This window comes from Streptomyces sp. NPDC002055, assembly GCF_040296705.1.
Lineage (GTDB): Bacteria > Actinomycetota > Actinomycetes > Streptomycetales > Streptomycetaceae > Streptomyces.
This window is the reverse complement of sequence record NZ_JBEOXS010000065.1, coordinates 16,863-38,038: the sequence shown is the minus strand read 5'-3', so window position 1 is coordinate 38,038 and position 21,176 is coordinate 16,863. Positions and strand designations below refer to the sequence as shown.

General features: G+C 71.7%; 22 protein-coding genes, 2 tRNA genes, 1 other RNA gene and 2 pseudogenes. 19 read left to right on the top strand and 8 right to left on the bottom strand.

The genetic code is table 11. The annotated features are described in order from the left end of the window. Positions 1-56 precede the first annotated feature (56 nt). Together ABT112_RS29360 and ffs are read right to left on the bottom strand one after the other, a co-directional pair. Positions 57-1,334: pseudogene (locus tag ABT112_RS29360) on the bottom strand (DNA polymerase III subunit gamma and tau); the annotation flags it as partial. 426 nt (positions 1,335-1,760) lie between these two features. Beyond that, positions 1,761-1,857: signal recognition particle sRNA small type (ffs, locus tag ABT112_RS29355), an RNA gene on the bottom strand. A gap of 73 nt (positions 1,858-1,930) precedes the next feature. Here ffs and ABT112_RS29350 point away from each other — a divergent pair. Further along, positions 1,931-2,018: transfer RNA gene (locus ABT112_RS29350), tRNA-Ser, on the top strand. A gap of 62 nt (positions 2,019-2,080) precedes the next feature. Here ABT112_RS29350 and ABT112_RS35465 read toward each other — a convergent pair. Further along, positions 2,081-2,896, bottom strand: a pseudogene (locus ABT112_RS35465) (site-specific integrase); the annotation flags it as partial. Between the two features lie 163 nt (positions 2,897-3,059). Here ABT112_RS35465 and ABT112_RS29340 point away from each other — a divergent pair. Further along, positions 3,060-3,317, top strand: coding sequence for a hypothetical protein (locus ABT112_RS29340; protein ID WP_351514665.1), 258 nt, complete (start codon positions 3,060-3,062; stop codon positions 3,315-3,317). Positions 3,318-3,529: 212 nt separating this feature from the next. Next, positions 3,530-4,306, top strand: a complete 777-nt coding sequence (locus tag ABT112_RS29335) for an N-acetyltransferase (protein WP_351514663.1) — start codon at positions 3,530-3,532, stop codon at positions 4,304-4,306. 384 nt (positions 4,307-4,690) lie between these two features. Here the strand turns inward: ABT112_RS29335 and ABT112_RS29330 are convergent, their stop codons facing one another. Continuing rightward, positions 4,691-4,885, bottom strand: a complete 195-nt coding sequence (locus ABT112_RS29330; protein ID WP_351514661.1) for an antitoxin — start codon at positions 4,883-4,885, stop codon at positions 4,691-4,693. Positions 4,886-5,117: 232 nt separating this feature from the next. On the opposite strand from ABT112_RS29330, the gene ABT112_RS29325 reads away from it, so the two are divergent. Then, positions 5,118-5,924 carry a class I SAM-dependent methyltransferase gene (locus ABT112_RS29325; protein ID WP_351514660.1) on the top strand — a complete coding sequence of 269 codons (807 nt, stop codon included), beginning with the start codon at positions 5,118-5,120 and terminating at the stop codon, positions 5,922-5,924. Positions 5,925-6,153: 229 nt separating this feature from the next. On the opposite strand, the gene ABT112_RS29320 is transcribed toward ABT112_RS29325, so the two are convergent. Continuing rightward, positions 6,154-8,340: a hypothetical protein gene (locus tag ABT112_RS29320; protein ID WP_351514658.1), complete on the bottom strand. Its 2,187-nt coding sequence runs from the start codon at positions 8,338-8,340 to the stop codon at positions 6,154-6,156. Between the two features lie 5 nt (positions 8,341-8,345). Then, positions 8,346-9,005: an ABC transporter ATP-binding protein gene (locus ABT112_RS29315; protein WP_351514656.1), complete on the bottom strand. Its 660-nt coding sequence runs from the start codon at positions 9,003-9,005 to the stop codon at positions 8,346-8,348. 552 nt (positions 9,006-9,557) lie between these two features. On the opposite strand from ABT112_RS29315, the gene ABT112_RS29310 reads away from it, so the two are divergent. Further along, positions 9,558-10,418 carry a hypothetical protein gene (locus ABT112_RS29310; protein ID WP_351514654.1) on the top strand — a complete coding sequence of 287 codons (861 nt, stop codon included), beginning with the start codon at positions 9,558-9,560 and terminating at the stop codon, positions 10,416-10,418. 90 nt (positions 10,419-10,508) lie between these two features. On the opposite strand, the gene ABT112_RS29305 is transcribed toward ABT112_RS29310, so the two are convergent. Continuing rightward, positions 10,509-10,724, bottom strand: a complete 216-nt coding sequence (locus tag ABT112_RS29305) for an SCO3870 family protein (protein WP_351514652.1) — start codon at positions 10,722-10,724, stop codon at positions 10,509-10,511. Positions 10,725-10,890: 166 nt separating this feature from the next. Between ABT112_RS29305 and nsrR the strand changes: the two genes are divergently transcribed. The 6 genes from nsrR to ABT112_RS29275 all read left to right on the top strand — a co-directional run bounded on the left by nsrR (position 10,891) and on the right by ABT112_RS29275 (position 15,892). After that, complete coding sequence (gene nsrR / locus ABT112_RS29300; protein WP_351514650.1) at positions 10,891-11,334, top strand: nitric oxide-sensing transcriptional repressor NsrR; 444 nt, start codon at positions 10,891-10,893, stop codon at positions 11,332-11,334. 152 nt (positions 11,335-11,486) lie between these two features. Further along, positions 11,487-12,683, top strand: a complete 1,197-nt coding sequence (locus ABT112_RS29295) for a globin domain-containing protein (RefSeq protein ID WP_351514648.1) — start codon at positions 11,487-11,489, stop codon at positions 12,681-12,683. Positions 12,684-12,908: 225 nt separating this feature from the next. Continuing rightward, positions 12,909-13,313, top strand: a complete 405-nt coding sequence (locus ABT112_RS29290; protein ID WP_351514646.1) for a YciI family protein — start codon at positions 12,909-12,911, stop codon at positions 13,311-13,313. 33 nt (positions 13,314-13,346) lie between these two features. Then, positions 13,347-14,591 (top strand): RNA polymerase sigma factor, encoded by a 1,245-nt coding sequence (locus ABT112_RS29285; RefSeq protein WP_351514644.1) that lies wholly within the window; start codon positions 13,347-13,349, stop codon positions 14,589-14,591. A 259-nt stretch (positions 14,592-14,850) separates the two neighbouring features. After that, positions 14,851-15,147, top strand: coding sequence for a type II toxin-antitoxin system VapB family antitoxin (locus ABT112_RS29280; protein ID WP_030543771.1), 297 nt, complete (start codon positions 14,851-14,853; stop codon positions 15,145-15,147). A 112-nt stretch (positions 15,148-15,259) separates the two neighbouring features. Then, positions 15,260-15,892 (top strand): LytR C-terminal domain-containing protein, encoded by a 633-nt coding sequence (locus ABT112_RS29275; RefSeq protein ID WP_351514642.1) that lies wholly within the window; start codon positions 15,260-15,262, stop codon positions 15,890-15,892. Between the two features lie 48 nt (positions 15,893-15,940). On the opposite strand, the gene upp is transcribed toward ABT112_RS29275, so the two are convergent. Continuing rightward, positions 15,941-16,576: a uracil phosphoribosyltransferase gene (gene upp / locus ABT112_RS29270; RefSeq protein ID WP_351514640.1), complete on the bottom strand. Its 636-nt coding sequence runs from the start codon at positions 16,574-16,576 to the stop codon at positions 15,941-15,943. A 190-nt stretch (positions 16,577-16,766) separates the two neighbouring features. On the opposite strand from upp, the gene ABT112_RS29265 reads away from it, so the two are divergent. The 8 genes from ABT112_RS29265 (at position 16,767) to ABT112_RS29230 (ending at position 21,134) form a co-directional block, all read left to right on the top strand. Beyond that, entirely contained in the window at positions 16,767-16,952 is a 186-nt protein-coding gene (locus ABT112_RS29265) for a hypothetical protein (protein WP_351514671.1), read from the top strand. 171 nt (positions 16,953-17,123) lie between these two features. Beyond that, the gene (locus tag ABT112_RS29260) at positions 17,124-17,642 is read left to right on the top strand and encodes a tRNA adenosine deaminase-associated protein (protein WP_351514669.1); all 519 of its coding nucleotides are present in this window, start codon (positions 17,124-17,126) and stop codon (positions 17,640-17,642) included. A 141-nt stretch (positions 17,643-17,783) separates the two neighbouring features. Then, positions 17,784-18,302: a tRNA adenosine(34) deaminase TadA gene (gene tadA / locus ABT112_RS29255; protein WP_351514638.1), complete on the top strand. Its 519-nt coding sequence runs from the start codon at positions 17,784-17,786 to the stop codon at positions 18,300-18,302. A gap of 10 nt (positions 18,303-18,312) precedes the next feature. Further along, positions 18,313-18,399 (top strand) — tRNA-Ser (locus ABT112_RS29250). A 222-nt stretch (positions 18,400-18,621) separates the two neighbouring features. Then, positions 18,622-18,786, top strand: coding sequence for a hypothetical protein (locus ABT112_RS29245; RefSeq protein ID WP_351514637.1), 165 nt, complete (start codon positions 18,622-18,624; stop codon positions 18,784-18,786). 32 nt (positions 18,787-18,818) lie between these two features. Next, the gene (locus ABT112_RS29240) at positions 18,819-19,112 is read left to right on the top strand and encodes a Dabb family protein (RefSeq protein ID WP_351514635.1); all 294 of its coding nucleotides are present in this window, start codon (positions 18,819-18,821) and stop codon (positions 19,110-19,112) included. 176 nt (positions 19,113-19,288) lie between these two features. Further along, on the top strand, positions 19,289-20,125 hold the full coding sequence (locus ABT112_RS29235; protein ID WP_351514633.1) for an RNA polymerase sigma factor SigF: 837 nt from the start codon (positions 19,289-19,291) through the stop codon (positions 20,123-20,125). Between the two features lie 178 nt (positions 20,126-20,303). Beyond that, positions 20,304-21,134 (top strand): RNA polymerase sigma factor SigF, encoded by an 831-nt coding sequence (locus tag ABT112_RS29230; protein ID WP_351514631.1) that lies wholly within the window; start codon positions 20,304-20,306, stop codon positions 21,132-21,134. Positions 21,135-21,176 lie beyond the last annotated feature (42 nt).

Genomic DNA, 21,176 nt, shown 5'->3' with positions numbered 1-21,176 from the left:
AGCCGCACTCACCGCGACCCCGATCTCACGGTGCCGCACTCACGATGATGCCTTGGCCCACTGACAACGGCCCGAAACCCCCCACCGGCACCGGCAGGCGCACCATGGGCCTGGGGCCCCGGCACGTATCCCATCGCGGGACCGGCACCCGCTCCGGCCACCGCCCCGCCCGCGGCGACGCCGCGCTCCAGCCGCTCCAGCCGGGCCTGCACCGAACGGACGTCGTCGAAGGCCGCGGGCAGCAGCAGCCGCGCGCAGATCAACTCGAGCTGCAGCCGCGGCGACGTGGCGCCGCGCATCTCGGTGAGGCCCTCGTTGACCAGGTCGGCGGCCCGGCTGAGCTCGGCCGGGCCGAAGACGGAGGCCTGGGCCTGCATCCGCTCCACGACATCGGCCGGGGCGTCGATCAGGCCCTTCTCCGCGGCATCCGGAACCGCCGCGAGGATCACCAGGTCACGCAGGCGTTCCAGCAGGTCGGCGACGAAGCGCCGGGGGTCGTTGCCGCCCTCGATGACCCGGTCCACGACCTCGAACGCGGCACTGCCGTCGCCCGCGGCGAACGCGTCCACCACGCTGTCCAGCAGTGAACCGTCGGTGTAGCCGAGGAGGGAGGTGGCCATGGCATACGTCACACCCTCCTCACCCGCACCGGCGAGGAGCTGGTCCATCACGGACATCGAGTCCCGGACGGAACCCGCGCCCGCGCGCACGACGAGCGGGAGTACACCGTCGTCCACCGGGATCCGCTCCCGCCCGCACACCTCGCCGAGGTAGTCGCGCAGGGTGCCGGGCGGCACGAGCCGGAACGGGTAGTGGTGGGTCCGCGAACGGATCGTGCCGATGACCTTCTCCGGCTCGGTCGTCGCGAAGATGAACTTCAGGTGCTCCGGCGGCTCCTCGACCACCTTCAGCAGGGCGTTGAACCCCGCCGAGGTGACCATGTGCGCCTCATCGATGATGTAGATCTTGTACCGGCTCGACGCCGGCCCGAAGAAGGCCTTCTCGCGCAGCTCCCGGGCGTCGTCCACACCACCGTGGGAGGCGGCGTCGATCTCGATGACGTCGATCGAACCCGGCCCGTTCCGCGCCAGGTCCTGACAGGACTGGCACTCACCGCAGGGCGTCGGGGTGGGCCCCTGCACGCAGTTCAGACAGCGGGCGAGGATGCGGGCGCTGGTCGTCTTGCCGCAGCCGCGCGGACCACTGAACAGATACGCGTGGTTGACCCGGTTGTTCCGCAGCGCCTGCTGCAACGGATCGGTGACATGCTCCTGCCCGATGACCTCGGCGAAGGACTCGGGGCGGTAACGGCGGTAGAGCGCGAGGGACGACACGCATACGACGATATCGGCCCGCACCGACAACGAGCCGCCCCCGCCGACCACGGGCAGCCGGCCCGGGCCCACCACAGCCCGTCGTACTCCCCTGAACTCCACCGGAGGCAGCTGCGAGGGGCCGCGAAACGGACGCGCCCGGAACGGAATCGGAACGGAGCCGGCGAAGCGGCCGTCCCCGGAACGGAGCCGCGCCTACCGGAACGACAGCCCGGAACGACAGCCAAGGCACTCACGGAACGACGGTCGGGTCCCGGCGGATGGACGGTCGCGTCCCGGCGGAACGACCGCCCGGCGATCGCGGAACGGCGGCCGGGGGCGCTCGCCGTACCGCAGCCAGGGCCTCGCGGAACGACCGCCAGGGCGTGCGCGGGACCACGGCCGGAGCGGCCCCGGACTCGGAGCGCCTCGGGCGGAGCCCGGGCAGCAAAGGGCCCCCCACGCACCCGCCAGAGCTCACTTACCCTTGCTGCCTTCCGGCCCTGGGGGAGTTCGGTGAGATAGCGCCGCGTGGGGGGCTGCGCCCCACCCTAGCGGATCGGACCGGGTGGGAACGAGTTCGCGAGCACTCCTCCGCGTCTTGTATTGTTTGCCGCGGAGGATTCGCCTAGAGGCCTAGGGCGCACGCTTGGAAAGCGTGTTGGGGGCAACCCCTCACGAGTTCGAATCTCGTATCCTCCGCCAGTGCCTCACCGGGCACGATGTCGAAGGGCCCCACCGCTTGCGGTGGGGCCCTTCGACGTTCCTCAGCTCCCGTTGTCCTGGTCATGGTCCACAAGGGCTGCTTCCGGGGCTCCCCGGATCGCTGTCCCGATCTTCTGGGCCACCTCCTTGAGCAGGTGGTCCGGCACGTGGAGGTACCGGGCTCGCATCCTCGCGGCACCGCCCGGCTCCCACCCCATGATCTGGTCGATGACCCGGTCCGGGACGCCCAGCATCAGCACGGTTCCCGCGGTGTGACGTGCGTCATGAAGCCGGCCATCCCGCACCGCAGCGTCTTCGAGCAGGTGCTTCCTGTCGTGATAGTCCGTGTTCGGGCTGAGCGGCCCGCCCAGCGGCTTGGTGAACACGTAGGCGGACTCCACCCACAGGTTCCCGGCCACCTCGCGCTCCCGGGCCTGCGCCTCCATGGGGGAGCGGAGCATCAGGGCTCAACCTCCGTCTCGTCCTCTTCCATCCGGGGAGGCTCGCCAACGCGGCCGCGCTCTTCGCGGCGTGGCGCGCTGCACCGCTTCCCCCAGAGCCGTACGGGCCGTCCGGTGAGCCTGGTGTGCAGCGCCCGCCTTGCTGCCGGCGCTCTGCATCCGGCGGTAGCGGCTCTCCGGATGTTCGGGCTCCAGGCGATCGATGCGGTGACGGCCGATACCCGGCACCAGGTGCACCCGGACCGGCACCTCATGGCCGGCGTACGTGTTCTCGCTCACGACCGGCTTGGCAATGTTCTCGACCCAGCGCTCAAGCCACCTTGAGACTGCAGGGAGTTCAGCGCGTCCTGCTGCTCGGTGGTGGCGTTGCGGACCTCGGCCGGCACCTGCTGACTGCCGTAACGGCCGCCTGAAGTGCAGCCATGGGCTTCGCCAAGAGGCCCCGCATGAGGAGATACGACTTGCAGGGCCCGGCGGGCGCCTCGAATCGAGTTCACGATCCCCCTCGACAAGCTGGGGCGATTCAACGAACTGACCCTCAAGAGGATATGGATTCCCATGCACGAAAGCGGGTGAGTGAGTGATCAGCAATGAGCAGGAGTTCGATGCCGTGGTCACGAGCGTCAGCATGGTTGGCGTCATGGTGGAGACCGGTGGCGAGAAGGGTTTCATCGACCAGACGAAACATCCTTCCTGGTGGTCGTCCGACGTGGAATCTCCGCAGGTCGGAGACCTGCTTCACGTGGTCGTCCTGGACGATTCCAGGACACCTCCCCGCCTGAGCGCGCTGACGAAGGACATCGAGATTGCACGCCAGATTCGAGGCCAGGAGAGTTGACGCCCAGATTGACCGCCTCGCTCCGTGAGCGCCATCCACCATTCGCAATCCCCTCCAGTGGTACGGACCGGACGCCGGCAAGTGAGGCCCGTGGGCCGAGTTCCGGTCGCGTGTGGAGTCGGCCGGGACCGCCGCCGGGGTCCGCGGAGGCCCCCGCCGCCCCGGTCACATATTCCGTACCCGCGGCGCATCCCCTGTGGGATATTCCCGCCGTGGCAGACATCAAGATCACCGCGCTCGACGAGCGCCCGTCGCTGATCGGCCGGCTCTACGAGATCGCCGAGAGCTGGCCGGCGTTCATACCGCAGGACCAGGTCGCCGGCGCCCTGCTGTACCGGGTGCCCGAGGACTTCCCGCAGTACTGCGTCGTCGCGACGGACGGCGACCGCGTGGTGGCGCGGGGCCTCAGCGTGCCGTTCAGCAGCGCGCTCGCGGGCCGCGAGGAGATGCCGGACCAGGGGTGGGACCGCGTCCTGGGGTGGGCGTTCACCGACCGGCGCCGCGGGAACTCCCCGACGACGGCGAGCGCGCTCGAAATCACGGTGGACACCGGGTATCTCGGCCGCGGGCTGTCCTCCCGCATGCTGTCCGCGATGCGCGCCGCGGTCGGTCGGCAGGGCCATGACGTGCTGCTGGCACCGGTCCGTCCGACGGCCAAGCATCTGCAACCGCACGTCCCCATGGCGGAGTACATCCGTCAACAGCGCAACGACGGTCTGCCGAGCGACCCTTGGCTGCGGGTGCACGTCCGGGCCGGGGGCACCGTCGAGAAGGTCGCTCCGGCGTCGATGACGGTCAGCGGATCCCTGTCCCAGTGGCGGGCGTGGACCGGCCTGCCCTTCGATCGCGACGGCGCCGTCGAGGTGCCGGGCGCCCTTGCCACCGTGCACTGCGACACCGCGCAGGACCACGCGGTCTACACCGAACCCAATGTCTGGGTCCGCCACGGCGGCCGCCCCCGCCACGGCAGCCGCCCCCGGGTCGGCTGAGGCCCGCGGCACGGCCCGAGCCCGGGTGCGGACGCGGACGCGGACACAGGTCACGGACGCAGCGGGCCGGGGCCCGGACCGCGCGTACGGTCCGGGCCCCGGCCCGCTGCGATTCCGTCCCCGTCCGGCGCCGCGGTGCGCTGCCGCAGCCGGCTTTCGTCACCGGTTCCGCGCAGGGGTCATCGGTTCCGCTCCGCACCGGTTCCGCGCAGGCGTCATCGGTTCCGCTCCGCCGGTGCCCCGCGGGCCCGGCAGGCAGGCTGCCGACCGCCGGGGCGCTGCCGCGGCCGCCTCGCCGGGCCGGACGCCCCGGCGAGGCGCGATGCCGTCAACAGCCCTCGGAGACGGGTGGGTTCACGGGAAGGGTGCTGTCAGGGCCGGCTGTCAGGGCTGGGGCGGCCGGTCCTGCCCCTGGTCCCCGCCGAGCTGGTCCTTGAGCTTGTCCTGACCGGTGTCGACCTGGCGACGGTGCTTGCCCTGCGTCCGGTCGTCGACCATGTCGCCCGATTTGTCGACGCCCTTGCTCGCCTGGTCCTCGTGCCCCTTCAGCATGTTCTTGAGCTTGTCCATCATGGACATGTTCGTCCTCCTCGCCGCTACGCCCCACCCCACCGGCCCCCTCCTCTCCAGGGTCACCGCATGCCGCGCGGTTCGCATCCGCGTACGTCGCTCATGCGGGCCGACCTGCGACGGAGAGGACACGGATGCCCCGGCCGGTCGCCCGCGGCGCACTCCCCGGGCCACGGCCGCCGGGCCCGTCCGGCGTCGAAATTCCGGTGCGGACGGCCGCGGCGTCTGCCAGCCTCGCCGGGTGTCCCGTTGCGCATCCCCCCGGCCGTCCCAGTTCGAAACCCTCATCGCCGAAGGCGCAGCCGTCCCCACGGAGGGCTGGGACTTCTCCTGGTTCACCGGGCGCGCGACCGAGCAGCGTCCGTCGTGGGCCTATGCGCGGCTGCTCGCGGACCGGGCGGCGACGGCCGCGGCGGTGCTGGACATCCAGACCGGCGGCGGCGAGGTCCTGGCCTCGGTCCCGGTCGCCCCACCGGTGGTGGCCGCGACGGAATCGTGGCCACCGAACGTGGACATCGCCCGGCGCCATCTGGCCCGGTTCGGCGCGACGGTCGCGGAGGTGGACGACCGGGCCGGCCTTCCGTTCCCGTCGGACCACTTCGACCTGGTCGTCAGCCGGCATCCGGTGGTGACCCGCTGGGACGACATCCGCCGGGTCCTGCGGCCGGACGGCACCTACCTGTCCCAGCAGGTGGGCTCCGGGTCGGTGCGCGAGCTGACCGAGTTCATGATGGGGCCGCAGCCGGCTTCGGCCCACCCCTCGCCGGGACCGCTCGCGACCACCGCCGGCGCCACCCCGTTCGCGGCGGCGAGCACCGCGGAAGCGGCGGGACTGGAGGTCGTCGACCTGCGCCAGGAGGCACTGCGGATGGAGTTCCACGACATCGCGGCGGTGGTCCACTTCCTCCGCAAGGTGATCTGGATCGTCCCCGGCTTCACGGTCGACACCTACCGTGACCGCCTGGCGGAACTCCACGACTTCATGGAACGCCACGGCCCGTTCGTGGCCTACTCACAGCGCTTCCTCATCGAAGCGCGGAAGAGCTGAAGAGACAGAGCGGTTCCACAGGCGCCGGCGCAAAGCAAGCACGGCCGACGAGGCACTCCTCCGCGCGTCTCGCGACCGATCCGGCGGCCCTCGCGCACTGTGAGCTCCATGGCTCTTCGAGAGCCCTCGGACTGCCGGCCTGGCAGCCGCAGCGCCGGGGCGCCCCGGCTGCCAGGCCGACCTCCTGCCTCGAAACGAGCCCTCTTCTACCGGTGTCGGTTTCGCCCGGTCAGTCCGCTGTGGGCCGCCAGTCCCGGGCCGACCGTACCGAGGCGCGGGCTCCCCAGACCGTGAGCACGATGGCACCGCACAGGGCAGCCAGGGTGGTCGGTGCGAGAGAGGCGAGTGATACCACCGTGGGCCGGTCGATCTGGATGGGTGTGGCAAGCCAGATCGCGGTAAGGGTGCCGACCCCCACCGCCAGCAGGGCAGGCAGCAGGAGCGACCACAGGGCCGTGGTCCTGTACACCGCTTGCCGTCCGGTCAGCACGCCGAGAGGGGCGAGCTCACGCCCGTACCGGACGAACTCCGCCATGGCCCCCAGCCCCGCCGCCAGGACAACCACGAACATCCCGGTGGACGCCAGCAGGCGGATCCAGCGTGTGGCTGCCTCAAGACCGCCGACAGCCCCGAGATGGAAGCCGCCCACCGACGTGACGTTCGCCTCCGGTCCCAGATGCCGGTACGCCAGTTGCTTCAGCTGCCCGAGCGGCAGGTCGTGGTGTTGTCCCGCAGCGTTGACGAGCACCAGAGTCACGGAGACCTCATCAGTCGTCCGCCAGCCCGCCGTCTTGCCCTTCTGCGCCTGGACCGACGCGGTGTCGTAGGTGCTCCATGACAGCAGCTCCTGCAGTCGCGAATCGGGCGCCCCACCCGGAATGGACACCGGCGTGGACTTGCACGGCGTCCTCAGCGCCTTGAGTGCATCGCACGAACCGATCAGGCGGGCTGCGCTCTCCACGGAGTCGTCATCGGTCGCCACCCGTAACACCGCGCTCTCCACCCCGTCCGGAAGCGACTGCTCGAACGCGGCCAGCCGCCGGGTGGAGTGTGGATAGTCGACGGTGAGAACGCTGCTGCCGATCCTGTCCAGGGTGGTCAGGGCGCGCGCGGCGTTCTCGCCGTACACCCCACCCCACAACTGGGCCTGCGCGGCCAGTCCGATGGCCAGCGCCAGGGAGGCCACGAGACGGACCGTGGCCTGCGGATGTGCGGCCAGGCGGCGGCCCGCGATGAGGCTTCCGCTCGATCCGACACGACGTCCCAGCCCGGCCAGTCGTGCACCGAGGCCCCCGCAGAGCATGCCCACCGCGGCCGGCAGCGTGGCGAAGACCAGGGCAGTGCCGAGGACGTAGAACGGAAGCTTCATGTCGTCCGGCATGAGCTCGGTGCCGCGCACGGTCACCAGCAGGCCGGGCGCGAACGCGATCCCGCCGAGTCGGTACAGCCTGCCGCGGCGTACGGTCGGCCGGGCCCCGCTCCGCTGTACGCCGTCGGCTCTCGGCTGCAGGAGCACCACCACCGCGAGCAGGGCGCCCGGAGCGGCCAGCAGCGCACCGAGCAACCCTGGTAAGGCGGCGCTCGCATCCGGCCGGTGGAGCCGGAAGTCAACGATGGGGAGCGGCACTTCGGTCACCAGCGCGGGAGCGAGGGCGAGCGCGGCCAGGAAGGTGCCGACGAGTACCGGCACGGCGGCTTCACCGACGGCGAAGCATGCCCGCGCACGCGTACCGGCTCCCAGCACGGCGAGCAGCCGCGATCGCCGGTCCCGTGCCACCGCACCGACCCGTGCCGCCACGGTGACCAGGAGAACCACAGGCAGGAGAACCAGACCTGCCAGCGCGCCGTAGAAGTGTTCGGGGGGCGGCAGATTGGCGTCCTCGCCGAAGGGGGACGCGTTGGCCCCGCCGAAACCCCTCGCTCTGAACTCGGCACCGAGGTCGTCCGCGTCCCCGCCCGGGCGAGCGTAAGCCAGCAGCTCTGCCGGGGCTTGCAGGCCCTCTGCGCCGATTCGGCCGGCGGACTTTCCGTATCGGTCGCCGATGCGCTCCGCCGCACCGGCTTCCGCCAGCGCGGGCGAGAGCACAGCTTCCCCGGGCTCCGGCCAGCGGTCGAGGCCCGGCGGCAGCGGCGCATCGGCGCGCAGCGGCACCAGCCACACCACCTGGAAGGAGGTCGTCCCGACCATGTCCGTGACAGGCTGCGCCATCAGGTTCGCCTTACGGCCTCCTGCCACCCAGTCAATGGCCCGCTCCTGACTACGGTGCGCACGACCGTCGAACGAGCTGTGCGCGAGCGCGAGAACACCGAGCCCCGCGGCGAGCAGAAGGGCGGCGACAGCCAGCAACCAGGTCCGGATTCTTCCCGCCTCGGCTGCTACGGCCGCCCCCCGGCCGATGCGCAGCATCTGCGTCATGGCCCTCATGCCACTGCCTCGGTGAGCCGTCCGTCGGCGAGGCACACGATCCTGTCCGCGCGTGCCGCCACTGCCGCGTCATGAGTGACGACCAGCAGTCCGCAGCCGGTCTCCTCCGGAAGACCGAAGAGCAGATCCGAGACGGACTCCCGGTTCCGCTCGTCCAGCGCTCCAGTGGGCTCGTCGGCGAGCAGCAGCGACGGCTTATTGATCAATGCACGTGCCACAGCGGCCCGTTGCCGTTCACCGCCGGACAGCTGGGATGTGGAAACCCCATCGGCGGGAACTCCGAGCCGCGCGAGCAGCGATGCCGCCTGTTCGAACGCCGCCGGCCGACGGGCGCCGGACAACAACGCAGCCACCGCGACGTTCTCCACCGGAGTCAGCTCCGGCAACAACTCGCCGAACTGGAAGATCGTGCCGATGTGGTCACGCCGGTGCCTGGCGAGCTTGCGCGGCCGCATTCCGGTGACATCGGCGCCCGCAACCCTCACTTGCCCAGCCGTCGGCCGGCTGAGGCCCAGTACGCACATCAGCAGCGTGCTCTTGCCACTGCCGCTCGAGCCGGTCACCGCGACCGACTCTCCGCCTCTCACGGTCAGCTCCGCATCGTCGAGCAATAATCGCCCCGGCACTTCGACGCGAAGCCTCTCCACTTCGAGCATGTGTTCCCCGGAGAAGGAGCCCACCGCCGACCTGGCAAGATCTTCGGCTAACGGGCGTTGAGAGTCAGTCATCTGTCCCCACAGCTATATCTGCATGCCGGGGTGGAGGCACCAGGTGGGCACTCCGCCCTGGAAACCGGATAGTTGTCCGGAGAGGGTATGCGCGTTCGACATACGGCGCCGCCCTTCGGAACGGATTGCGGCCGACGGCCTCACGAGGACCCGGCTCGCGAACGCAGGCGTACCCGCCGGCGGCCCGTCCGAAGCCCTGCTCCCCACGGGAGCGGACCACGGCCAGAACGCGCCCGTCCTGTCCCGTAGCGCCCCGCCCACCCCCGCCGTCCAGGGGAAAGACCACGCAGCGTGGCGGGGGCGGCGGCTCGCCTGTGCGGGAACCCGGCCCATCGTCTGATACGAAGTGTCCCACTTGACGCCTCTTCAGCGCCTTGAGCACCTCCTGAAGCCTCTCGCCCCCACATGGCGACCGGGCAGCACCGCTGCGTTCCACCCCCGCGCCACGACCGGCGCTCGACGTGACAGCCGAGGGAGACCATGGGTTGGACACTCACACGCCGGGCGGCGGCGTCGGCGGTTCTCGCCGGGGTCATCGCCGTCGCCTCGGCGACGTTGTCGCCGGCCGGCGCCGGTACGCGGACCGGGGCCACGCCGCCGCCCGCCACCTCGGCCACCTCGACCACGGCGCCCGCCGCGTCACCGCCCGCCACCACGACCACGACCACCACCGCACCCGCACCCGCACCCGCACCCGCACCCGCACCCGCAACCACGACCACAGCCGCAGCCGCAGCCGCAGCCGCCAACACCACCGGGGCAGACGCCGCCGCGCAGGCTCCGCGGCCGCCCCGCCTGCCGCGTGACTTCCGCGGGAGGGGGAAGTGGATCGTCCGGGATCTGGGCATCACGGTCCCGTTCACCTGGGAGGGGCGGGACGGCGACAGCCAGATGGTCGCGGGAGGCCCGCAGTACCCGATCTGGTTCACCAACCTGATCCACCGCGGCACGCTCTACACGCTGACCTACAAGTGGCCCGGCCTGACCGAGCATCCGTGCTCCCGGATCCCGGGCTTCGATCTGGAGACCCTGAACCGGAAGCTCGGCACGGCACGGTTCGTCGGACGGGAGATCCTCCAGGGGAATCCGGACCGGTACGTGAACCACTGGCGGGTCGGTGTCGTCGTGCCGCAGCTGCCCCCGGGGAATTTCCTGCGGTTCCCGCTGGCGCTCGGCGACATCTACGTCGATCAGCGCGACCGCGGCACGTTCTGGCAGGTGCTGCAGTTCGGCATTCAGAATCTGTACGACCCCGAGCTGGACGAGTGGCTCGTGATGGACACCTTCGAGCACAGGCCCGGCAGGGTCACGCTGCCCGCGCGGTGCTCGTCCCCGGTGTGACCCCGAGGGGCTGAACCCCCGCCCCCGGAAAAGGCATCGGCGGGCGCCCGGGAGCCGCGGCCCCGGACCGCCCGCCGTCGCAGCCGGGCGTCAGCCGGTGTGCTGCTGACGGTGCCGGTACCAGGTGTACGCGGTGAGGCCCGCAGTGACCCACATCACGCCGCCGGCGTGGCCCACGGACTCCACGTACTGCTCGTAGCCGGCGGTGCGCAGCTGGCTCGCCAGGGCCACCAGCGCGGTGCCGAGCGCCGCGAGCGAGGTGCACAGGGCCGCGAAGGGGGGCTGTGCGATGTCGGGCTGTGTCATGTCGTCTCCTTCGAACAGTGGGGGGCCGGCTGTCAACTCGCCTGTCCAGTAGTGAACTTACCTTCCGCTTCGGCGCAGCGCGGAAGCATTTGCCGCCGACGGGCCGGGGCGGGGCACCGGCGGCATCAAATAGGCATCTTGGATGCAACTTTGATATCGTCAGGGTGTGCGGCTGACGAAGTTCACCGACCTGGCGCTCCGTGCCGTGATGCGCCTGGCGGTCTCCGAGCAGGGCGGATCTCTGACCACGCGGGAGGTGGCGGAGGCCATGGACGTCCCCTACGCCCACATGGCGAAGGCGATCACACGGCTGCAGCACCTCGACGTTCTGGAGGCCCGACGGGGCCGCGGCGGCGGCCTCGAACTGACCGGCACCGGCCGGCGGGCCTCGGTCGGCTGGCTGGTGCGCGAGCTGGAAGGGGAGGGCGAGGTCGTCGCCTGCGAGGGCGATCCACCGTGCCCGCTGCGCGGGGCGTGCCGGCTCCGCCGGGCGCTGCGCGACGCCCAGGAGGCGTTCTACGCCACGCTCGATCCCCTGACGGTGACCGATCTGGTGGCTTCGCCCACCGGCCCCGTACTGGTCGGACTCACCGGCCGCCCGCCGCAGTGACCGGCCCGGGAGCCTGAGCGCCCCCGCCCGCAGGACCACCACCCCAGGCCCGCACCACCGGGCCGCGAACCCCCGGCACCTCAACCCACGCCCCCCCGGGGGCCGAACCCATCGATCAAAATACGAAGATCATTGACCAATTAGGAGTCGCCGTGCTCTCCGAGCAGTCCGTCCCGGTCGTCCGCGCCACGCTGCCCGCCGTCGGCGCCGCCCTCGGCGAGATCACCGAGCTGTTCTACCGGAAGCTGTTCACCGCCCACCCCGAGCTGCTGCGCGACCTGTTCAACCGGGGCAACCAGGCCAACGGCGAGCAGCGGAAGGCCCTGGCGGGCTCCATCGCCGCGTTCGCCGGGATGCTGCTGGACGGCCCCGGATCCGGACCGGACGCGATGATCGACAGAATCGCGCACCGGCACGCGGCCCTCGGCGTCACCCCCGACCAGTACAAGATCGTCCACGAGCACCTCTTCGCGGCGATAGCCGAGACGCTCGGCGACGCCGTCACCCCCGAGGTGGCCGCCGCGTGGGACGAGGTCTACTGGCTGATGGCCGACACGCTGATCGCCGCCGAGTCCCGCCTCTACCGGCGGGCGGGCGTCGCCGACGGCGAGGTCTGGCACCGGATGGAGATCGCGGAGCGGCACCGGGAGACCCCCGACGTGATCTCGCTCGTGCTGCGGCGCGCCGACGGACGCCCCGCCGGCCCCTTCCGCGCCGGCCAGTACGTCAGCGTCCGGTCCCAACTCTCCGACGGGGCACGGCAGATCCGGCAGTACAGCCTCTCCGCGGCGCCCGGCGGGGACCGGTGGCGCATCAGCGTCAAGCGCGTCCGGGGCGGCACGGGACCGGAGGGCGAGGTCTCGTCCTGGCTGCACGCCCACGCCCGGGTGGGGGACGTGCTCACGGTGTCGGAACCGTTCGGGGATCTGACGCTGCCGGAGGGCGACGGTCCGCTGCTGCTGGCGTCCGCGGGCATCGGCAGCACGCCGATGCTGGCCATGCTCGGCGATCTCGTCGCCACCGGCTCCCGCCGCCCGCTGACGGTGGTGCACGCCGACCGCTCCCCGGCCGGCCACGCGCACCGGGACGAACAGCGGCGGCTGGTCGCGTCCCACCCGGACGCCCGCCTGCACCTCTGGTACGAGGAGCCCGGCGACCCGGCCGCCGGGGCCGCGACGGGCCTCGCCGACCTCGGCACGCTCGACCTCCCGGACGGCCTGACCGCCTGCCTGTGCGGCCCGCCGCCGTTCCTGCGCGCGCTCCGCGGCCAGTTGCTGCGCCGCGGGGTACCGGCGCACGCGATCCACTACGAGATCTTCGGGCCGGACTCCTGGCTCGGCGGGGAGTGAGGACCGCCGCCGTCCGTCGTCCGCACGGCCCCCGTCACGGCCGGCCGCTCCCTCGCCGGCCGTGAAGCGCCCCCGGTGCGGCCCCCCGCGGCCCCTGTCCGGAGTAGCCCCGGAGAGTGGTTCCGAGATTTTCTCCGCGCGGTGTCGAGAACCGGTCCCCGGCCCCGACGTCCCCTGTGAGAGTTGCCCACCGGGGGCGACGCCGCATCCGAGGGAGCAGGAGCCATGAAGTATCTGGTGATGGTGCAGGGCACCCAGGCCGACTACGAGGCGATGGCCGGCAAGGCCTCCGAGCACAGCCCGGCCTGGAGCGAGAAGGAGATCCAGGCGATGTTCGCCCACATGGAGGCGATCAACAACGACCTCGCGGAGACCGGCGAGATGGTCGACGCGCAGGGCCTGGCGGAGCCCGCCGGCACCCGCCTGGTGAGCGCGGGGGCGGACGGCCGCCCGGTCATCACGGACGGCCCGTACGGCGAGACCAAGGAACTGCTCGCCGGGTACTGGGTCCTGGACTGCGAGAGCCTGGAGCGGGTCACCGAGATCGCGGCACGCGTCGCGCAGTGCCCGGTCCCCGAGGGCGCCCCCGACTACCCGGTGGTCATCCGGCCCATCCAGGAAGGCTGCTGAGCCGGCCCTCCGGAACGCTTGCCGAGGCGGTCCATGAGACGAACGAGCGAGATCGAGGACCTGCTGCGCCGCCACGCGCCGCAGGTCCTCGGCGCGCTGGTCCGCCGGTACGGCCACTTCGACCCGGCCGAGGACTCGGTGCAGGAGGCGCTGCTCGCCGCCGCGCAGCAGTGGCCGGAGAAGGGCGTGCCGGAGAACCCGCGCGGCTGGCTGATCAGAGTGGCCTCCCGGCGCCTCGTGGACCGGCTGCGCAGCGACGAGGCCCGGCGCCGGCGCGAGGAGGCGGCCGCGGCGCTCACCCCGCGGGACGCCTTCACGGCGCCACCGCCCGGCGCCGGCCGCGCCCCTTCCGAGGACGACACCCTCACCCTGTTCTTCCTCTGCTGCCACCCCGATCTCACCCCCGCCGCCCAGATCGCCCTCACCCTGCGGGCGGTGGGCGGCCTGACCACGGCGGAGATCGCCCGCGCGCACCTGGTGCCGGAGGCGACCATGGCGCAGCGCATCAGCCGGGCCAAGCAGCGGATCCGGGGGGTGCCGTTCCGGCAGCCGGGCCCCGAGGACCGGGACCGGCGGCTCGCCGCGGTGCTCCAGGTCCTCTACCTGATCTACAACGAGGGCCACACCGCGACATCGGGGAGCCGGCTGCACCGCGCCGATCTCGCCGGTGAGGCGATCCGGCTGGCCCGGGCCATGCGCCGGCTGCTGCCCCGGGAGGGCCCGGTGACCGGGCTGCTGGCGCTGATACTGCTCACCGAGGCCCGCAGCGCCGCGCGTTCCGGCCCGCACGGCGAGCTGATCCCGCTCGACGAGCAGGACCGCACCCGCTGGGACCGGCGGGCGATCGCCGAGGGCACCGCACTGGTGGAGGAGGCCCTGTCCCAGGGCCCGGCGGGCGCGTACCAGGTGCAGGCGGCCATCGCGGCGCTGCACGACGAGGCGGAGCGCGCCGAGGACACCGACTGGCCGCAGATCCTCGCCCTGTACGACGTCCTGGTGCGGCTGGCCCCCGAGCCCATGGCCGAACTGGGCCGAGCCGTCGCGGTCGCCATGGTGCACGGCCCCCGGGCGGGACTCACCGAGGTCGGCCGGCTGGAGGACCGGCTGGCGGGCCACCACCGGCTCGAAGCGGTGCGCGGCCACCTGCTGGAGCAGGCGGGCGACCGCGAGGAGGCGCGGGACGCCTTCGCCCTGGCGGCGCGGCGCACGCTCAGCGTCCCGGAGCAGCGCTACCTCCAGATGCGGGCCGCCCGGCTGCTGCCCCCGGACGGCCCCTGACCCGAGCAACCCGCGCCGCGCAATCCGTGCAATCCGCCCGGCAACGAACACCACGCCCCCTCGCAACGCCCGGAAACCCGGTCGCGACACCCCCGGGGGAGCCACCGCCGGAACCACCCCCGGAAGGGCCGTCCCAGGGGCCCAACAAGGCGGAATGCCTCATTCCGCTCTCCTGTCGGTGCCGTCTTGCAACCGTTCGCCACCTTTGCACTCTGCGCCATGGCTGCGCCCGGAGCGCCGGGACCGGTAGGCTTTCCGTGTGATCTTCAAGCGCATCGGAAACGGGCGGCCGTACCCCGACCACGGCCGGGACAGCACCCGCCAGTGGGCGGATGTCGCCCCACGCCCGGTACGCCTCGACCAGCTCGTCACCACCAAGGGCCAGCTCGACCTCGAGACCCTCCTCGCCGAGGACTCGACGTTCTACGGCGACCTCTTCGCCCATGTCGTGAAGTGGCAGGGCGATCTCTACCTGGAGGACGGGCTGCACCGCGCGGTACGGGCGGCGCTTCAGCAGCGCCAGGTGCTGCACGCCCGCGTCCTCGAACTGGGCTGACCGCCCCCGGACACCCGGCACGGCCAGGCACATTGACCCTTTTGGGTTGGGCTGGGCGCCACGCATTGATCATCTAGTAGGCAGAGCCGACTGTCGGGGCTACGCTGCGCCCATGAGCATGCTGACGCCCCCCGGCATGGGCGGGAAGTACCGCATCACGGGGGACCGGTACCCGCGGATGCGCCGCCCCCGCAACCGCCGCCGCATCGTGCTCGCCGTGATGGGGGCGGCGGCCTCCGTCGGGCTGGTCGGCTGGGGGACGTTGCAGCTCATCGACGTGTTCACCGGAGGCACCACCACCCGCGCGGCGGGCAGTACGGCCTGCCGGCCGGCCGCCGTGGCGACCCCGTCGGCCGAGCCGGTGCCGGAGCCCGGCGAGATCACCGTGAACGTCTACAACGCCACCAAGCGCAGTGGCCTGGCCAAGAAGACCGCGGACGAGCTGAAGAAGCGCGGCTTCAAGGTCGGCAAGGTGGGCAACGCCCCGGCCGCCTACGACAAGAAGGTCAAGGGCGCCGGGATACTGCTGGGCGCGCCGAACGGCGCCGAGTCCCGGCTGAAGGTGCTGGGCACGCAGCTCGGCGGGGCCTCGTCCCGGTCGGACGACCGCACCGGCGAGGACGTCGACCTGATCCTCGGCGACGAGTTCACCGCCCTGGAGAAGAAGAAGGACGCCGACCGGGCGCTGGTCGATCTGACCAGCCCCTCGCCGGCGCCCTCCGCATCCCGCGGCGAGAAGTGCTGACGGGCGGGCCGCAGGGCCCGTCCCGGCCGTGACCCGACCGGCCGTGACCTAACCGGCCGTGCCGTACATCCGGTCGCCCGCGTCGCCGAGGCCCGGGACGATGTAGCCGTGCTCGTTGAGCCGCTCGTCGACCGCGGCCGTGACCACGGTGACCGGCGTCCCGGCGAGCTCGCGCTCCATCAGCTCCACGCCCTCCGGCGCGGCCAGCAGGCAGATCGCCGTGACGTCGTCCGCGCCGCGGGAGATCAGCTCCTGGATCGCGGCGACCAGGGTGCCGCCGGTGGCCAGCATCGGGTCGAGGACGTAGACCTGGCGGCCGGAGAGGTCCTCGGGCATCCGGGTGGCGTAGGTGGACGCTTGGAGCGTCTCCTCGTCCCGGATCATGCCCAGGAAGCCCACCTCGGCGGTCGGCAGCAGGCGCACCATGCCGTCGAGCATGCCGAGCCCCGCACGGAGGATCGGCACCACCAGCGGGCGCGGGTGCGAGAGCCGCACCCCGGCCGTGGCGGTGACGGGGGTCTCGATGTCCACCCGGTCGGTGCGCACATCGCGGGTCGCCTCGTAGGCGAGCAGGGTGACCAGCTCGTCGGCGAGCCGCCGGAAGGTGGGGGAATCGGTGCGCCGGTCGCGCAGCGTGGTGAGTTTGTGCGCCACCAGCGGGTGGTCGACGACGTGGGTCCGCATGGCAACGACACTAACCGAGCCCCGGCGCCGGCCGCGCCGGGGCCGAGGGTGCAGGGCCGTCCGGGCGCTTTCCGATGGCGTCAAACCGGCTTTCGGGGGGAAGGTGGGCAGATAAGCCCCGGCCACCGGCACAGGGGCGAACCCCCGCACCGTCATGCCGGACGGTGCACCAGCCCGGGGAGGTGTGCACATGCCGGACCGGAGCCAGCCGAGGGGCACGCCCGCGCCGGAGAACGACACGGACCGGCGGCGGCGACGCGCCCAGTTCCTGCGCGAACTGAACGAGGCCAAGGAACTGCGCGAGCGGGTCCAGCCGCGCCGCGCCCGGGCGGCCCGGATGCGCCAGCAGATGCGGATGCGCACCTTCCGCTGGTAGGTCCGCGACGGGCCCGAAATGCGGTCCGATTGCAGGACTGGTGCACGACGCACAGCGGAAGACCTCTCGCGGAGGCGTTCTTTCTGCCACGATTCCGAGTGGGCGGGCCCAGAGGAGAAGCACTGTTCCCGTCGGACCCGGTACACGCCTATGACCAGTGGGAGAGTCACGGTGTACTTCGCCGCACTGCTCGCGCGCACCGAAGACGGGTGGGAAGCGAGCGACACAGAGCTCGACGATGTGGAAACCCTGGCCGATCTCGCGGATCTGGCCCGCGAGGCATCGGTCGACGACGACACGGTACTGGCCTTCATCGAGCAGGAGGACGCGTGGTTCGGCGTCGTCCGGGTGGACGGCGAGGAGGATCCGCGCATCTACATCTCGGACGCGGCCGCCGCCGCCCGCAGCTCCTACGGGGAGATCCTGCTCACCGACGAACTGCTCGGCCGCGACCCCGAGGAGGACCTGGACCGGCTGGTCGACCTCGACGGCACCGAGGACGGGGAGCCGGAGGGGAGCGCGGACGGGGAGGACCCGGACGAGATCGTTCCGCCCGGCCCGATCGGTGACTCCCGGATCCTCGACGACCTGGGCATGACCGAACGGCAGCTGCGGACGCTGGACGGCGACGCCCTGGGCGTCATCGCCGAGGCGCTGGGCTGCATGGACGTTCTGGAGGCCGTCCGCTGAGGGTCCTCGCGCCCTGAGCGGCCCCGGGCTGGCCCGGCGCACGGACCCCTGCGCCGCGGGCCGGCCGGCCGACGCCGTCCCCCGACCGGCAGACGCTGCCCCCTGACCGGCAGACGCCGTCCCCTGACCGACACTGTCCCCATGGACACCTCCGCCGCCCCGCACCCCGACCCCCTGCGCGACCCGTGGCAGGCGCCGATGCGCCTGGCGCTTCAGGAGGCCGTACGGGCCCCGGGCAGGGGGGACGTGCCGGTCGGCGCGGTCGTGCTGGGCCCGGACGGCGCGGTGCTGGGGCGCGGCCACAACGAGCGGGAGGCCACCGGTGACCCCACGGCCCACGCGGAGGTCCTCGCGCTCCGGGAGGCCGCACAGGCCGTCGGCGCGTGGCGGTTGGCGGGCTGCACGCTCGTGGTGACGCTGGAGCCCTGCACGATGTGCGCGGGCGCGATCGTGCTGTCCCGGGTCGACCGGGTGGTCTACGGGGCGGCCGACGAGAAGGCGGGCGCCGTGGGCTCGCTGTGGGACGTCGTCCGGGACCGCCGGCTCAACCACCGGCCCGAGGTGATCGAGGGCGTGCTGACCGAGCAGTGCGCCGGTCTCCTCACCCGATTCTTCCGCGGAACCGATACCGATTTCGGATCCCGGCCCCCCGTCCGCTAGGCTCTCTCTCGGTAGCGTGTCCGAGCGGCCTAAGGAGCACGCCTCGAAAGCGTGTGAGGGGGCAACTCCTCCGTGGGTTCAAATCCCACCGCTACCGCTTCGACGAAGGCCCCGCCGGGAAACCGGCGGGGCCTTCGCGTTTCCCCTCCCCGGCGCCGACCGCGCGCCCCCGCGCACCCCCTGACGGGCCCCGGAGCGGCGCGGGCGGAGACCGGTTGAACGGTCCCCACCGGGTCCCCTGTTCGGCGGTATCTGTGGATAGACTCACGCGACCGCGCAGGGGACGGGCGGTGGCAGCGGCAAGGGAGGCGGCACGGCAATGGCGCAGACGAAGAAGATCGCCCAGTACGTGCTCATCGTCTTCGTGCTGTACACGATCATCACCTCCCCGGACCGGGCGGCCGACCTGGTCCAGATAGGCTTCGAGGGCATCTCCAGCGCCGCGCAGGGCGTCGGCGAGTTCATGACCCAGCTGGTCAACTGACCGCCGGGCGCCGTTCCCCCCAGGAGTCCCCGATGATCCGCCACCTGGTCCTCTTCAAGCTCAACGACGGCGTGCAGCGCGACGAGGAGCGCGTCGCCGCGGGCGTCAGGGCCTTCCAGGAACTCGGCGACCTCATCCCCGAGCTGGAGTTCTGGGAGTGCGCCTGGAACATCTCGGACCGGCCGATCGCCTACGACTTCGCGATCAACTCCGCGGTCGCCGACCGGGACGCCCTGCAGCGCTATCTGGAGCACCCGGCGCACCAGGCGGGCGTGGCGCAGTGGCGCGCCTTCGCCACCTGGGTGATCGCCGACTACGAGTTCTGATCCGTCACTGACGCAAGGCCCCTCGCCGCACAGGCGAGGGGCCTTGTCGTATGCCCGCAAAACGCCCCAACTTGCCGTCAACACGGCTTTATACGGTGCTTGCACACAGTGCACATGTCTTGTGATGCTATGACCGCTTTTGCCGGAGGTTGACCTGAGAACCGAGAAGGGGTGGCATGACCGCGTCGGCCCGTACCGCGTCCGAAGCGACGCCACCCCAGGGCGAGGGCGCCGGGAAGAGCCGGGAGAGCCGCGGCGCGGACACCAGGGCGCTGACCCAGGTGCTCTTCAAGGAGCTCTCCGCCCTCGAACCCGGCACACCGGAGCACACGCGCGTGCGCGCGGCGCTCATCGAGGCGAATCTGCCGCTGGTGCGCTACGCCGCGGCCCGCTTCCGGAGCCGGAACGAGCCGATGGAGGACGTCGTCCAGGTCGGCACGATCGGGCTCATCAACGCCATCGACCGGTTCGACCCGGAGCGCGGCGTGCAGTTCCCGACCTTCGCGATGCCGACGGTCGTGGGCGAGATCAAGCGCTACTTCCGGGACAACGTGCGGACCGTCCACGTGCCGCGCCGGCTGCACGAGCTCTGGGTCCAGGTGAACGGCGCCACCGAGGACCTGACGGTGCAGCACGGCCGGTCGCCGACCACCGCGGAGATCGCCGAACGGCTGAAGATCGCCGAGGAGGACGTGCTCGCCTGCATCGAGGCCGGCCGGTCGTACCACGCGACGTCGCTGGAGGCCGCCCAGGAGGGCGACGGGCTGCCCGGCCTCCTCGACCGGCTGGGCTACGAGGACCCCGCGCTGGCCGGGGTGGAGCACCGGGACCTCGTCCGGCACCTGCTCGTACAGCTGCCCGAGCGGGAGCAGCGGATCCTGCTGCTGCGCTACTACAGCAATCTGACGCAGTCCCAGATCAGCGCGGAGCTGGGGGTCTCTCAGATGCACGTGTCCCGCCTGCTGTCCCGCAGCTTCGCCCGGCTGAGATCCGCAAATCGGATCGAGACGTAGCCGGAACGAGCGACCGATTCCGGCGCAGATATGTCGACTTGGCGCTACAGCGTGTTGCCGACATGTGACATTCTGCAGAAACTGCGTTTGCCGCAGCTTCGCCTCCGGTATTCAGGTGGAGGCGTCACTCGACAGCGAGAGCGCCGCCGGGATCCGTCCGCGACCTCAAGGGGGTGGCATGTCCGTAGAACTGGGCAGCTCGAAGGTGCTCACCACTGACGCACCGCACGTGCTCGACGACTGCGACGCCATCGACACCCGCACCCTCTCCCGATCCCTGTTCCTGCGGCTCGCCGCCCTCGACCGGGACAGCCCCGAGCGCACCTATGTCCGCGACACCCTGATCGAACTGAACCTCCCCCTGGTGCGCTACGCCGCGGCCCGGTTCCGCAGCCGGAACGAGCCGATGGAGGACATCGTCCAGGTCGGAACGATCGGCCTGATCAAGGCGATCGACCGGTTCGACTGCGAACGGGGCGTGGAGTTCCCGACGTTCGCGATGCCGACCGTCGTGGGCGAGATCAAGCGCTTCTTCCGCGACACGAGTTGGTCGGTGCGGGTGCCGCGCCGGCTCCAGGAGCTGCGCCTGGCGCTGACCAAGGCCAGCGACGAGCTCGCGCAGCAGCTCGACCGGTCGCCGACGGTCACCGAACTCGCCGTCTGCCTCGGGGTGTCGGAGGAGGACGTCGTCGACGGGCTGGCCGTGGGCAACGCCTACACGGCGAGCTCGCTGGACTCCCCGTCCCCGGAGGACGACGGCGGCGAGGGCTCGCTCGCGGACCGGCTGGGGTACGAGGACTCGGCGCTGGAGGGGGTGGAGTACCGCGAGTCGCTGAAGCCGCTGCTCGCCAAACTCCCGCCCCGGGAGCGGCAGATCATCATGCTCCGGTTCTTCGCGAACATGACGCAGTCCCAGATCGGCGAGGAGGTCGGCATCTCGCAGATGCACGTCTCCCGCCTGCTCACCCGCACGCTCGCCCAGCTCCGGGAAGGACTCATCGCGGACTGAGGCGGTGCCGCCCGCTTCACAACTGACGCATCGTCAGCAACA